Source organism: Alistipes sp. UBA1686, from assembly GCF_002320215.1.
Classification (GTDB): domain Bacteria; phylum Bacteroidota; class Bacteroidia; order Bacteroidales; family Rikenellaceae; genus Alistipes; species Alistipes onderdonkii.
This window is the reverse complement of the sequence record NZ_DCKA01000018.1, coordinates 128,566-142,357: the sequence shown is the minus strand read 5'-3', so window position 1 is coordinate 142,357 and position 13,792 is coordinate 128,566. Positions and strand designations below refer to the sequence as shown.

Annotated in this window: 8 protein-coding genes; 3 read left to right on the top strand and 5 right to left on the bottom strand. The window is 58.9% G+C overall.

From position 1 onward, the window contains the following. The first annotated feature begins 26 nt into the window (after positions 1-26). The 3 genes from B3C38_RS08580 to B3C38_RS08570 are packed head-to-tail and all read left to right on the top strand — an operon-like array spanning position 27 to position 3,827. Positions 27-1,193 carry a glycosidase related protein gene (locus B3C38_RS08580; RefSeq protein WP_022332704.1) on the top strand — a complete coding sequence of 389 codons (1,167 nt, stop codon included), beginning with the start codon at positions 27-29 and terminating at the stop codon, positions 1,191-1,193. Between the two features lies 1 nt (position 1,194). Further along, positions 1,195-2,613: an MFS transporter gene (locus B3C38_RS08575; RefSeq protein ID WP_022332705.1), complete on the top strand. Its 1,419-nt coding sequence runs from the start codon at positions 1,195-1,197 to the stop codon at positions 2,611-2,613. A 2-nt stretch (positions 2,614-2,615) separates the two neighbouring features. Next, positions 2,616-3,827: an AGE family epimerase/isomerase gene (locus B3C38_RS08570; RefSeq protein WP_022332706.1), complete on the top strand. Its 1,212-nt coding sequence runs from the start codon at positions 2,616-2,618 to the stop codon at positions 3,825-3,827. Between the two features lie 184 nt (positions 3,828-4,011). Here B3C38_RS08570 and B3C38_RS08565 read toward each other — a convergent pair whose 3' ends face one another. From B3C38_RS08565 to B3C38_RS08545, 5 genes are all read right to left on the bottom strand, one after another. Further along, the gene (locus B3C38_RS08565; protein ID WP_232045705.1) at positions 4,012-6,870 is read right to left on the bottom strand and encodes a glycoside hydrolase family 2 protein; all 2,859 of its coding nucleotides are present in this window, start codon (positions 6,868-6,870) and stop codon (positions 4,012-4,014) included. 7 nt (positions 6,871-6,877) lie between these two features. Beyond that, entirely contained in the window at positions 6,878-8,542 is a 1,665-nt protein-coding gene (locus tag B3C38_RS08560) for a cellulase family glycosylhydrolase (RefSeq protein ID WP_022332708.1), read from the bottom strand. A 71-nt stretch (positions 8,543-8,613) separates the two neighbouring features. Continuing rightward, positions 8,614-9,168: a DUF1735 domain-containing protein gene (locus B3C38_RS08555; protein WP_022332709.1), complete on the bottom strand. Its 555-nt coding sequence runs from the start codon at positions 9,166-9,168 to the stop codon at positions 8,614-8,616. Between the two features lie 27 nt (positions 9,169-9,195). Continuing rightward, positions 9,196-10,866: a RagB/SusD family nutrient uptake outer membrane protein gene (locus B3C38_RS08550; RefSeq protein ID WP_022332710.1), complete on the bottom strand. Its 1,671-nt coding sequence runs from the start codon at positions 10,864-10,866 to the stop codon at positions 9,196-9,198. 19 nt (positions 10,867-10,885) lie between these two features. Next, positions 10,886-13,762, bottom strand: a complete 2,877-nt coding sequence (locus tag B3C38_RS08545; RefSeq protein ID WP_022332711.1) for a SusC/RagA family TonB-linked outer membrane protein — start codon at positions 13,760-13,762, stop codon at positions 10,886-10,888. Between the last annotated feature and the right edge of the window lie 30 nt (positions 13,763-13,792).

Below are 13,792 nucleotides of genomic sequence, written 5' to 3'. Positions count from 1 at the left end.
AAACAATATAGACTCAATTTTCGACAATGACCAACTTTGAGGAAACGATGCATCGGTTGCAGTTGCAGCACGAGCAGCTCCTGACACGCAAAAATATGCCAACCGATGCCTACAACGGTATCTTCACCCGATACCGCCATCCGATACTCACGGCAGCGCACACGCCGCTTTTCTGGCGCTACGACCTCGACCCTGCGACCAATCCCTACTGCATGGAACGGATAGGGATAAATGCCGTGATGAACTCGGGAGCCATCAAATTCGGCGGCAAATACCTCCTGGTGGTTCGCGTGGAAGGTGCCGACCGCAAATCGTTTTTCGCCGTGGCGGAGTCGCCTAACGGCATCGACAATTTCCGTTTCCGGGACTATCCCGTCACCATGCCCGAATACGGGGAACCGGCAACCAACATTTACGACATGCGTCTGACGGCACACGAGGACGGCTGGATCTACGGGATTTTCTGCGTCGAACGGAAAGACCCGGCAGCGGCTCCGGGCGACCTGTCGTCCGCCGTTGCAGCGGCTGGCATCGCACGCACGAAAAATCTGGTGGACTGGGAGCGGCTCCCCGACCTGAAAAGCTCCAGCCAGCAGCGCAACGTGGTTCTACACCCGGAATTCGTGGACGGGAAATATGCCCTCTACACCCGGCCGCAGGACGGGTTTATCGACACGGGCAACGGCGGCGGCATCGGCTGGGCGCTCATCGACGACATCACGCACGCCCAAGTCACGGGCGAGTCGATCATCAACCGGCGTTACTACCATACGATCAAAGAGACGAAAAACGGCGAAGGCCCCCATCCGATCAAAACACCCCGGGGATGGCTGCACCTGGCACACGGCGTACGAACCTGCGCCGCGGGGCTGCGCTATGTGCTCTACCTCTACATGACCGAGCTCGAACGCCCCTGGATACCCCTGGCCGAGCCCGCGGGCATGCTGCTCGGCCCCCTCGGCGAAGAACGCACGGGCGATGTGTCGAACGTGCTTTTCTCGAACGGCTGGATCGCCGATCCCGACGGACGGGTCTGCATCTATTACGCCTCGTGCGATACCCGCATGCATGTAGCGACCTCGACCGTCGGGCAGCTGGTCGACTACTGCCTGCACACGCCTGCCGACGGATTTACGACCGGGCACAGCGTCGAAACGCTCAAAAAACTCATCGACAAAAACCTCAAACGCTAAAATGGCAGCTGCACGGTCGGAAAAAATCGGGTACGGGCTGGGCGACATGTCGTCGAGCATGTTCTGGAAAATATTCTCCTATTATCTTCCGTTTTTCTACTCCAACATTTTCGGGTTGAGCCTGGAACATGCCGCCGTACTGTTGCTCGTCACCAAACTCTGGGACGCGGTATCCGATCCCGTCATGGGCCTGATCGCCGACCGTACGACCTCCCGCTGGGGACGTTACCGACCTTACCTGCTCTGGGTCGCCGTTCCTTTCGCCGTGGCCGGCATCCTCACCTTTACGACACCCACGTGGAGCTATTCGGCCAAACTGATATGGGCCTACGCCACCTACTTGCTGATGATGACCGTCTACACCGCCATCAACGTCCCCTATGGGGCGATGCTGGGCGTGGTGACCGACGATTCGCGCGAACGGACGGTATTCTCCTCCTACCGGATGTTTTTCGCCTACGGGGGCAGCTTCCTGGCACTGGCGATTTTCGAACCCCTGTGCGACCTCTTCACCCCCGACACCGGGGACATGGACGCCGCGCGGGCCGTCGCCGCGCAGGCCGACGGATGGCAGGCGGCCATGATCGTCGTCGGGACAATCTGCGCGCTGCTTTTCCTGCTCTGCTTCCGCCTGACGCGCGAACGCGTCGCCCCGGTCGAAAGCCCGTCTGCGGGCGGACAGTCGATTCTGTCCGACATGAAATCGCTCGCCGGCAACGGGCCGTGGTGGATACTGCTGGGCGTGGCGGTGGCCGCGCTGCTCTTCAACTCGATCCGCGGCGGGGCGGCAGCTTATTACTTCAAGGATTTCATCGGGGAGGACAACCTGTTGGGCGGCAGTATGATACTCTCCTGCGGAGCGTTCCTCGCCATCGGCGAAATCGCCAACATGCTCGGGGTCGTACTGGCCGTACCCATCTCGCTGCGTATCGGTAAGCGGATGACCTACATCTGGGCCATGGCCGTATCGGGCCTGTTGAGCATCGTCTTCTTTTTCATGCCGACCACCGTTGCCGGATGCTGGGCGATGGTCGTACTGCAAATCGTGATTTCAGCCGCAGCCGGCATCACCTTCCCGTTACTCTGGAGCATGTATGCCGACGTGGCGGACTATTCGGAGCTGAAGCACGGCCACGGTTCGACGGGGCTGATATTCTCGTCGTCATCGATGGCCCAGAAATTCGGCGGCGCATTCGGCAGTGCACTGATCCTCTGGCTGCTGGCTTCCTACGGATACGACACCTCGGGCGCCGCGGTGCAGAACGGCGAGGCAATCTTCGGACTGCGGATGCTGATGAGCTGGCTGCCGGCGGCAGGGTGCGCGCTGGCCGTGCTGCTGGTTGCAATCTATCCGCTCAACGAAACCCGCATAAGCGAAATCGGAGAAAAACTGGCCCTGCGCAGGGCCGCAAACAAATGAACATGAACCGCGAACAACAATTCAAGCGCGAGCTCACCGAAGAGCTCCGCAATAATATCCTCCCGTTCTGGGCGCGGCAAATGGTTGACCCGGGAGGAGGATTTTTCGGCCGCATGACCGGAACGGGCGAACTGATAGCCAACGCCGGGCGGAGTGCAATCCTTTGCGGCCGCATCCTGTGGACTTTCTCGGCAGCCTACCGGACATCGGGTTGCGAGCAATACCTGGCAACAGCCACAGCCGCACGGGACTACCTGCTCGACAAATTCCTCGACAAAACCTACGGCGGCGTCTACTGGTCGGTGGACGCTGCGGGCAACCCTGCAGACACGAAAAAACAATTTTACGCCCTCGGGTTCGCCATCTACGGACTGAGCGAATACGCCCGGGCGACAGGCGACGAGCGGGCGCTTCGGGAGGCAATCGGACTCTTCCGGGCTATCGAAGAGCACTCCTACGACGCCGTTAACAACGGCTATGAAGAGGCGGCGGCCCGCGACTGGTCACCGATCGACGACGTGCGCCTGAGCGACAAGGACGCCAACGAGAAAAAGACGATGAATACCCACCTCCACATCCTGGAGGCCTATACCAACCTGCTCCGCATCTGGCCCGACGAGGGGCTGCGCAGGCAGACCCGCAACCTGCTGGAAATCTTCCTCTCGCGGATCGTGCAGCCGCAAAACGGCCACTTGGGACTATTTTTCGACGACCGATGGCAGTTGAAAAGCGCCGGTTGCTTCTCCTACGGCCACGACATCGAGGCTTCGTGGCTGCTGCTCGAAACCGCAGCGACGCTCGGCGACGAAGCATTGTACGAGCGCACCCGCACCAGCTGCTACGCCATCGCCAATGCGGCCCTCGAAGGCTATATGGGTGACTGGAGCATGATTTACGAACGGCACCCCGACGGCACCCGGAATCTCGAACGTCATTGGTGGGTGCAGGCGGAGTGCGTCATCGGGCTTTTCTATCTCTACCGGCTCCACGGCCGCAAGGAGGCCCTGGAGCCCGCCCTGAAAACATGGGATTACATCAAGACACACCTCATCGACCGCACGGGAGGCGAATGGTGGTGGAGCATTCTCCCCGACGGCAGCGTCAACCGAACGGACGACAAGGCCGGATTCTGGAAATGCCCCTATCACAACGGCCGCATGTGCATGGAGATCGCCGCGCATATTCCGGACAACGAAACCTCTTCCGCACGATAAAAACAGGGCTTTGCAGTGCCCGAGGGAGTTTTCTCATGTAGCCGGGGGCACGACCGGACTTCTCCGCCTTACGGCACGCCGGCTGCTCCGCAAGCATCCCCGACCTTCGGTTCGGAGCGACAGGCAGGCACAAAAAAGGAGCCGTGAAACATCAGTTTCACGGCTCCTTTCGCATTTGCGGTATTCAGAGTTCCAACAATGTATGCCGTTCCAGATTATAACCCTCGGCCGAAAGAACGGCTCCGCCGCATGAAACGTATTCGGCTTCGACCGTCCGTTTTTCACCCGGAAGCAAATGGATATACCCTTCGGAAATATAGGCCGGGAGGATCGCTTCGCCCGTCCGCCCGTCGCGGACGTTGAATTTCACCGCAAGGGCGGTTGTGGCCGAGGGATTCGACACTTCAAATCGCACCGTCGTGGCACGTCCGTCGTCCTGCCGCGCTACGCGGCGCGCCCGGAGCCGAACCTGTGCCAACCGGTTCAACGCCGTGAAATCCCGGCCGGGACTGCGCAGGTAATCGTTCACGCTAACCCGCCTGCCACCGACATACAGTTCGAGCCGCACCATGTAGCAGTCCCGGTTCTCGGGTAGGGCGGCCGACATGGCCGGCGTCACGGCATTGGCGGCAATTTCCTCCAGCACAACACGCTGCCGGCCGAGGCGTTTTCCGGCCGGTGTGTAGTATGTCGCAATCACCCGGCCGTGCGTAAGGGCGTCGCGGGTCGTATTGACAACCAACACCTGTCCGTCATGAGGGTTCATCTGCACGTGCAGCGATTCGCAGGCCTTGCGGCAGCCGTAGAAGGAGCCGTGGGTCTCGAAATCCCACGAATAGGTCTGCCATTCGAGGCTGGGCCATGCAGGATGGCTCATCCACAGCAGCACGCCCGAAGTGGAGTTCCACATACGGCTGTTCCACGCTTCGAGCATGGCCCGGTGGCTATCATAGTTGATCAGCTGCACCTTGCGGCAGAAATCATCGAGCGATTCGGCCTTCCCGTAGAGTGCATCGACAGCCCCGCAGTACTCCGGCAGCCCGAAATGCAGGTCATGGTAGTACCACGTATCGCTGATAGGCCACCTGTCCGCCTCGGGAATGAACTTGCGCATCGACTCGGCGGTCGGCACCGACGGAGTTCCCAACTCGGTGGAGAACCCGAAGGCATGGCGGAGGAAATATTCCGACTCATCGGCCAGGTAATGCCACGGGCCGCTCGTGCGCAGGTTCATATAGCGGGAATTGGGACTGTAAAAGCGTGTGCCGTCCTCCCGGGCTATCAGCGCGGCCAACCGCGGTTCGAGCGTCGGGGTAGCATAGCCTTCGTTGCGCGGACACCACACGGCCAGCGACGGATGGTTGCGGAAACGACGCACCGTCTCACGGGCATTGGCCATGAATAACTCCTCATCGTTGACATTCTGGTTATATCCCTCGGTCGAGAGCCAAAAGTCGTTCCACACCAGCAAACCGTATTCGTCGCAAAGCGTATAGAAAAGCTCCTCGGTCGATTCGCCCGTCCAGTTGCGCACCATGTTGAAACCCTCCTCGCGGTGGAGGCGGAAAGCGGGTTCAAGCCGTTCGCGCGAAACCCGTTTCATCCCGTCGTCCATGCCCCAGTTACCGCCGCGGCAGAAGATCCGCACCCCGTTGCACCGAAGTACCAGAAACGGCGCGGCACCGTCTTTTTCGATGCGGCGCAAGCGCGAAACATCGACCCCCGCCTTCAGGGCCGGGACAACGACCCCGTCACCCGCCGAACGGCGATGGAAGCTGTCGAAAGGCATTTCACCACCGCACAGGTCGTTCGTCGGGGCGAAGTCGATGCGCAACTCCTCCCCGGAAGGCGTATCCACGCTCAACTCATAGGTAAGTTCCCGGATGCCGAAACGAACCTGCTCCGCATCGGAACGGACTCCGTCCTGCTCGACCGCCAACTGCAACGTATAGAGTTCCTGCGGCCCGTAGCCGTTGGGCCACCACAGGCGGGGCTCCTCAATCCGCAGGGCCGGGCACTCGGCCGGCGTGCAGTTCACCGTGCGGGTCTCCCCGGCAGCGAGATCGACCGGCAGCGAGAAACCGATACCGCCGTCCAAAGTGCCGCGCAGCACCGCCCGGCATGGTTCGTCAGCGTGGTTCGTAACCTCTGCACGGATCGTCAGGTCGGCATACGACGTATCGGGCAACGGCAGGTCGGTGATTACCTGCGGGTCGGCAAGCGTCACATCGCCTGTAAATTCGAGCGTCACATCCTGCCAGATGCCGATATTACGGTCGCGGATGCCGGGAATCCAGTCCCAGCCTTCGGAACTGATGAAAGTCGGCCCGTCGAGGCACAACTGTCCTCCGTTGGGGCCCCGCCCCGCGGCTTTCGACTGCTCGTGGGGAATCCCCGGGTTGTGCGGCGGGCGGATCTTCACGGCAAGGACGTTTTCGGCCGAGAAAAACCCGGTCACATCGAACACGCCCCGGGTAAACGCCCCGTCGACCGTACCTGCCTTCCGGCCGTTCAGCCACACGTCGGCGCGGTAGTTGATTCCATCGAAACGCAGCCAGACACGGTGTCCCGCGACGTCCCGCGGCTGTGGGAAACGTATCCGGTACCACCACTCCGTGCGGCAGAGGCTATCGGGGATGGAGAGGTTGTTGAGCCCGTAATAGGGGTCGGGGTAAACGCCCGCTTCGACCAGCGAAGTCAGCACCGTTCCGGGAACGACGGCATTGTACCAGGCCGAAGTATCGTAGGCGGAATCGAAAAGCGAACCGTCGCTTCCGACCAACCGATCCGTTTGGGCCAGTTCCCAGCCGTCGGAGAGCACCCACGAATCCGCGCCGGACGGCACCAGACGGGCTTGGGCAGGTCGCTTCGGTTTACGCACGGCCTGTTGGGGCGGTGTCGCGGAGTGCGGCAATTCGGACTGCGGCTGCGGGCTCACGAGCCCGAAATTGGTAGGATTGAGGGGCGCAGCCTGCTGGGCCGGGGCCTCCCCGCCCGCAGCGATGCCCAGCGTCAGCATCATGGCAATTGTTTTAAGACGCATAAACCGGTCATTTAACGGATTCGGGAGTAAAGATGTAGATCCGCTCGGCATATGGCGCGAGCGTGATTTTTTCGAGTACAAAACGCCCTGGGGTCGGAAGGTTGCCCTGCGCCGTGCTAATGCACGTCGCGGGATCGAACGCTTCGACCGCATAGCTGCCATTACAACCCAGATTGACGGTGAGTCCCGCCTCCCTGATGTGCTCGGCAGAATTGTTATAAAGGTAAACATAGACCACGTCGCCACACCGGATGCCCATTGCTTCTGCCGGGTTGCACGCTACGGTCATCTGTTCGAAAGAGCCCTTGCCGTCGGCGAGCATCCGGTCGGATATTTGCCGCACTCCCCTGAAATAGGCCATCATACCGCGGTTCTCGAAATACTCCCACCACCAGCTCATCGGCGTCAGAGGCGTGGGCGAGAAAATGCCGTACCAAAGTCCCCGGCGGAAATCGCGATCCATATCCGCGCCAAAATCATCGAAGTTCTTCGACCAGTCCCACTCATAGCCGAACTCGCCGATAACGTAGGGTTTGCCGAAACGGTTTTCATAGCGGAGTATCTCGGCCGGAATAATGCCCGTATTGCAATAGATATGCTTCTGGTTGACGTCGATCCCAGGCACCGAATTGAGCCCTTCGAGATCCCGGTGGGAAATCGACGTGGTGACGGGGTGTCCGTAAGGGTCGATACTTTTCAGGTACCTGGCCATGCGGGCATGCCAGGCGACTATCTCTTCGGCCGGGATCGGGTTCTTCGCATCGCGGAACTGGATGTTGTCGATCTCGTTGAAGAACTCCCACATACCGATCGCCGGACTGTAACCCCAGCGTGCGACGATATAGCGCAGGCGGTTCATGTAGCGGCGGGCCTGCGGCTCCCCGGTGAAAAACGCCCGGTCGGCATGCACGGCACCCTGTCCCATGCAGAGCATCGCGTGTATCCCCAGCCGTTCGCAAAGCCCGACGAAATGGTCGAGACGGGCGATGGCGCTGGGATTATAGTATGCATCGGATGCCTCGTAGCGTATGTTGTTGAAATGGTCTTGCTGGTCGATCGGGAAATTGAATCCGCACATCCAAACGCGAATAAAATTACCACCGTTGCGGGCGAAGAGCGGCAGCATGTAGTCGTAGTTATATTTGTCGTGCTGTTCGTGCAGGGCCTTGAAAAAGCGCGAATCGTCGTTGGCACGCGATTCCCAGCAGATGTTTTCAGCAACACCCCGGAACGGCGTTCCGTCGTCGTAAATCAACGTCCAGTAATCGCGCACATGCAGAATACCCCGGGAATCCGCGGCAGGGCCGACATCGAGGTGTACGGTTTTCGAGCGGGAGGTTTCACGGCCCTGTTCGCTCAGGCGGAAGCGGCAGGCATAGCGTCCCTCTTCCTGAGGCGTGAAACGGGCTTCCCAGCGCGACTCGGCACCCGACGCCCCCTCGACCCAGTAACAAGGCAGCATACGTTCGGCGCCCGAAGGCGTGGTAATCAGCATGTCGAGAGCAACCTGCTCCTGCAGATAGGCATTGTCGTAACGGGCCGTCAAGCGGATCGTGAAATCGGTACGCTCGTAAAGGCCGGGCCTGGGCGCAGTGCATTCCACGGAACGGATCTGCGCCCGTATCCCGGCCGCGGAGAGGAGTACAAAGAGGATCAGAATGGCTTTTTTCATAGGTCGTCATGATTTTGAGAAACGATATGCCTCTCCGACAAGAGGCATATCGTTCTCACAGGTTAAGATGTTTAGAGCAAGGCCTTCAGGGCATCGACATTCACGATAACGGCGGTTTTGGTCGCCGCATCGGAAAGTTCGTATGCCGACGGATTCCGGATTCCGACGGAAAGCACCAGTTTCTTGCCGGCGTATTCGCTCCTCGAAATCGCCAGCACGGGAATATCGAGGTAGAATGTCCCACCGGTTTTCCCGTCTGGCACCACGACCGTCGAAGGCAGCGAATAAAGTCCCTCGGGCATGGCTTCGCCGCCGAATGCGGACACGGCGGCCGCCGTGTCCTCCGCAGAAGTGTAGACATCGACGGTATACCCTTTCTTATCGGAGAGCTTTCCCGAGCGTATGACACCCAGGATTATTCGAACCGTACCGTTTTCAACACGGAAATTGTAGGTATAGTCACCACCGCCCGAAGGTACGGCATAGGAGTTGTTCAGGCCGCCGGTCGAAACGGCCTGGGGCATATATACTTTACCGAATCCGTAATCGGCGTCGCCGTCGCCCTCGCAGGCTGCAAAGGCACATGTGCAAAGAAATGCGATGAGCAGGATCAACTTGTTTTTCATAATTCATTGTTCTTTTGCATCCCGGAACTAATAACCGGGGTTCTGTTCGAGCGTATGATTCGAATTTTCAACCTCGGAACGGGTGAAAGGCATATAATAGTTGCGTTCGAGGAAAGTGCGCGTAGCCACTTCGGTCTGCGTATACGACCACTTGCCTTCTCCTGTTTTCGTTACCTTCACACCGCGGACGGGTTTGTTGAGTACCTCCATCGCATCCTTCCACCGCAGCAGATCCCAGTAACGATGATCCTCGAAGGCCAGTTCGATGCGGCGTTCGTGCTTAACGGCCTCGCGGAATTCGTCGCGGGTCGCCGCCGTGACAATCGGAAGCTGCAGACTGGCACGGTCGCGCACCAGTTGCAGGGCATCGAGCGCCGTGAGCGCATAGTCGCCGGGAGCCTGGTCGGGGCCATAGGCCTCATTCATCGCTTCGGCATAGTTGAGCAGCACCTCGGCATAGCGGTAGGACACCCAGTTATGCTGCACCTTGGCGCCCTGCGTCAGGTCGAGGTTGTCGGTCAGGAACTTTTTAAGGTAATATCCCGTCTTGCTTGCATTCGGGGCGGACATGTCGTGCCTACCGCCCGGTGACTGGTCGATCACATGACCGTTCCAGGTGCTGCCGTTGGTCACGACGCTTGCCGCCAGACGCGGGTCGCGGTTGGCATAGGGATCCCCGGCAACGGGATCGCCGACCCACTCATAGGCCTCGACCAAGTTCTGCGTCGGCGTCACGCCCGACGCACCGCCCGGCGTAGCGATCGGATAGTTGTTGCTCTCCATCGCATTGGACTGTTCGCGGCGTACGACATAGATGGTTTCCGGGCTGGAAAGGCTGCGGTTACCTTGGAAATAAGCCCCGTAATCGCTGTCGAGGGAGTAGTTCAAATCCGGGTTGCTGATAATATCGTAGGCAGCCGCGGCGGCTTTTTTCCACTTCTCGACATCGTTGTCGGGATTGTGGAGCGGCGAGGCGGCATAGAGCAGCACACGCGCCTTGATGGCCAGCGCGGCGCCCAGCGTAAAGCGGCCGTTGCGCTCGGAGAAACTCGCCCAGTCGACAGCCAGTTTTCCCTTATGGTCATCGATCTCCTTGACAATGTACTCGACTATCTGGTCGTAGGAGGAACGCGGGATGAACTTGTTCGCGGCATACTGGCTCTCGACGATGGGAACGCCGCCGTACTGCTTGATCAGTTCGGCATAGTAATAAGCCCGTGCGATGTGCGCTTCGGCCTGGTACCAGTGCAGCGAGGCCAAGTCCCGTTCATAGTTGGGGCGGTCGTTGATCGTATCGCGGTTCATGCCCACCATGTACTCGCCTTTGCCGTTGGCTGTGTAGTCAAGGAAAAAATTGGCGGCACGGATCCCTTCGTAGCAGTCGGTATAAAGATTCGAAATCGGGTTGAGGTTGGCGTTGATGACCCCCTTGTTGAAATAGCTGGCATTGCACTGCACTTTGGTTTGCTGTGCCTCGTCGGTCGCCGCTGCGAAAAGATTGGAGTCGAGCGTAGTATAACCGGAAGCAATCGGGGTGTAGAAAGCATTGCCGAATTTCCACAACGTACCGAGTGTCGTCTCGATCGACTCCCCCGTTTCGTTCTGGTCGAGACTGGTGTCGAGGAAATCGCTGCATCCGGCACCGGCCGCGACAGCAGCCGACAGCAGGAACGTCTTGGATATGAGTCTGAATTTCATAATGGCTTCGATAGTTTAATTAGAAAGTAAGGCTTACACCGATGTTATAGGACTTAAGCACCGGATAACGGTAGGAGAGCAACTCGGGATCCAGGTCGTAATCCGACATCAGTTTGCTGACGGTAAACGGGTTGGTTACATTCAGGTAGATCCGGAAGTTGGAGATACCCGCCGCGCGGAATTTGGCGTGGTGCCTGAAGTTATAACCCACCTCGATATTGCGCACGCGCATGAAGTTACGGCTCTTCACCCAAAACGAACTCAGCTGGTAGTTGTTTTCGTTGCTTTGGGTAGTCAGGCGCGGATAGGTCGCCGTGGCCCGGGTATCTATCCCTTGTTCGGGATAGTAGGCCCAGGCACCGCGGGCGATGGGGTAAACATTGCCGTTGTCAACGAAGGCCCGGGTTTGTACCGCATTGTCGAGCAGATTGAACGATGCGCCGGCGATACCCTGCAACAGGAAGCTGAAATCGAAACCCCGGTAGTTGAAGGCGGCACCGAGCGAGTACGTCCACTCCGGATAGGGCGATTTGCCGACCTTGGTCACGTCGTTCTGGTCGACAAAACCGCTCCGATCCAGGTCGCGGTACTTGATGTCACCCGGCTGCACCGCGCCGAACATCGGCTGCGGCAGGTCGGCCTTGAGCGAACCGTCGGCATTGAAATCGTCCACATCGTAAAAACCGTCGGCGACCAACCCGATCAGCGTCCCGTACGGACGACCCGTCTGGGCGTTGTAGCTGTACGCCGGAGCCACCTCGGCCATGTAATCGATTTTGTTGCGGTTAAACGACACCGACCCGTTGATGCTGTATCCCCAGTTGGCGCGCTGGTCGTTCCACACGGCGGAGAGCTCGACCCCTTTGTTGGTCATCTTGCCGATGTTGTCGAAATAATAATTTTTGCCGTAATAGCCCATCATCGAATTATCGAGGGTAAGGATGTCAGTGCGTTTATCGATGAAGGCATCGGCCGACAGATGCAGTTTCCCGAAAAGTTCGGCGTCGATACCGACGTTGTACTTGCTGCTTTTTTCGGCATGCACGCCGGCGTTCGCAAGGAACATGTGCACCAGCGAACTCTGCCAGACTCCTTCGCCGGAGCCCATGTAAAAGGAGCCGACATAGGAATTGGTGTAATAGTCCTTGAACAGATAGCGTCCATTGGAAGAGTAGTTCGACAATACGCCGGTAGCACCCGAATCGGCGAAGCCGCTACGGCCGTACGAAAGACGCAGCTTAAGCAGGTCGACGACCTTGGAATCCTTCAGGAAAGCCTCGTTGGAAAGCACCCAGGCTGCGGAAACAGAAGGGTAGAACGCCCACTGGTTGCCTTTGGCATAGGCATCGTTACCAAAATAGGAGAACCCGAACTCGGCGACATAGCGGTCGTCATAGCTGTAATTGATGCGGCCGTTGAGATTCGCATAGTGGTACTTATAGGAAAAATAGCCGTCGCCGTTATAGCCCGATATGTGGAAATTCACGGCACCGTCGAGGGCGTGGCGGCCGAACGTACGGTTGTAGCCCAGCGAAATCTGGCCCTGCTTCCAGTCCTCCATGCCGTCCGAGCCGTAGCCGCTGGCCTGCAGCGATGTATCTTCGTCGGTGGTAGTACGCTCGCCGTTGTGATAGCGGGCGTAGTTACGGGTCTTCGAATAGCCGCTCTTGGTATAGGTGTTAAACGAGAAGGCTTCGCGCAGGTAGAGCCCCTCGGTGATGAAATCGAGTTTCTCGACCAGTTGGAAATTGCCCTGCAATACGCGCGACTGGGTCTGGCGCCACCCCAGGGCATTGAGCGACGCCACGGGATTGCTGTTGTAGACCGAAGTTCCGGAATAGTGCGTCCGCTCGGCATCGTCCCATATCTCGTAAATGTTCGAGGGATAGCGTGCCATGTTATAGAACAGGTCGTCGGTCGCGATATTGGGCCGCTTGCCACGCTCGATCCGCCCGCCCAGGTCGACACGCGCCTCGATGAACTTGAAGATCGTAAAGTCGAGGTTCGCACGCAGATTGTAGCGCTCGTAGGTACGGTTCGACCGGGAATCGCTGTTCTTCACATCGTAAAGACCCTGCTGATTGAGGTAATCCAACATCACGTTGTAGCGGGCGACCTCGGTACCGCCGCGAAAGGAGACATCGCCGTCGATGGTATAACCGGCATTGCGCAATGCCTCGTCGTACCAATCGACATCGGTACCCGTCCCATTCCGGTAAGCCTCCAGTTGCTCGTCGTTATAGGCAGGCGACCAACGCCCCTGGTCGTTGCTGACGGCCTGGTTGTAAAGCGACGCATAACCGTACGAATCGAGCGGCTTGGCGAGGGTCGTGGCCTGCTGAAGCCCGAAACGCACCGAGGCGCTGACGGTTGCCGGGGCAATCCTGCCGCGTTTGGTTTCAATCCAAATCACGCCGTTGGCACCCCGTTCGCCGAAAACGGACAACGCAGCACCGTCCTTGAGGATCGACACGCGTTCGACCTCCGCCGGCGAGAGGTAGGCAATATAGCTGGCATTCACTTCGAAGCCGTCGACAAAGATTTTAGCCGTATTGTAACCGGCATTACCATACGACCCGATACCGCGGATCAGCCAGCTGGCCGTATCGTTACCCGGCTCGCCCGACCCCTGAAAAAGTGTCAGACCCGAAAACTGCCCGGCAAAACTGTTGGTCAGGTTGGGTGCGGTCGTCTTGCCGAGGGAAACCCCGTCGACGGTCGAAACGGCCCCCGTTGTGCGAGCCTGGGATGTCCCGAAGAATGCCCCCGGAACCGCAGGCTCCGCCGCGTAAGCCGAATCGGCAGGCGCCGGCTCCTGGATCGTCCCGGCGGCCGTTGCGGCGGTCAGCGAAACGACTCCCGTAAGAAGCAATGGTATAATGATGAATTTATTCATAATCGTATTTGTTTTTAGCGGAAAAACCTG

What these genes read in the sequence shown, in the direction of transcription:
- B3C38_RS08560 (WP_022332708.1), bottom strand. Translation starts at nt 8,542, where the DNA reads ATGAAAAAAGCCATTCTGATCCTCTTTGTACTCCTCTCCGCGGCCGGG.
- B3C38_RS08555 (WP_022332709.1), bottom strand. Translation starts at nt 9,168, where the DNA reads ATGAAAAACAAGTTGATCCTGCTCATCGCATTTCTTTGCACATGTGCC.
- B3C38_RS08545 (WP_022332711.1), bottom strand. Translation starts at nt 13,762, where the DNA reads ATGAATAAATTCATCATTATACCATTGCTTCTTACGGGAGTCGTTTCG.
- B3C38_RS08565 (WP_232045705.1), bottom strand. Translation starts at nt 6,870, where the DNA reads ATGCGTCTTAAAACAATTGCCATGATGCTGACGCTGGGCATCGCTGCG.
- B3C38_RS08580 (WP_022332704.1), top strand. Translation starts at nt 27, where the DNA reads ATGACCAACTTTGAGGAAACGATGCATCGGTTGCAGTTGCAGCACGAG.
- B3C38_RS08575 (WP_022332705.1), top strand. Translation starts at nt 1,195, where the DNA reads ATGGCAGCTGCACGGTCGGAAAAAATCGGGTACGGGCTGGGCGACATG.
- B3C38_RS08570 (WP_022332706.1), top strand. Translation starts at nt 2,616, where the DNA reads ATGAACCGCGAACAACAATTCAAGCGCGAGCTCACCGAAGAGCTCCGC.
- B3C38_RS08550 (WP_022332710.1), bottom strand. Translation starts at nt 10,866, where the DNA reads ATGAAATTCAGACTCATATCCAAGACGTTCCTGCTGTCGGCTGCTGTC.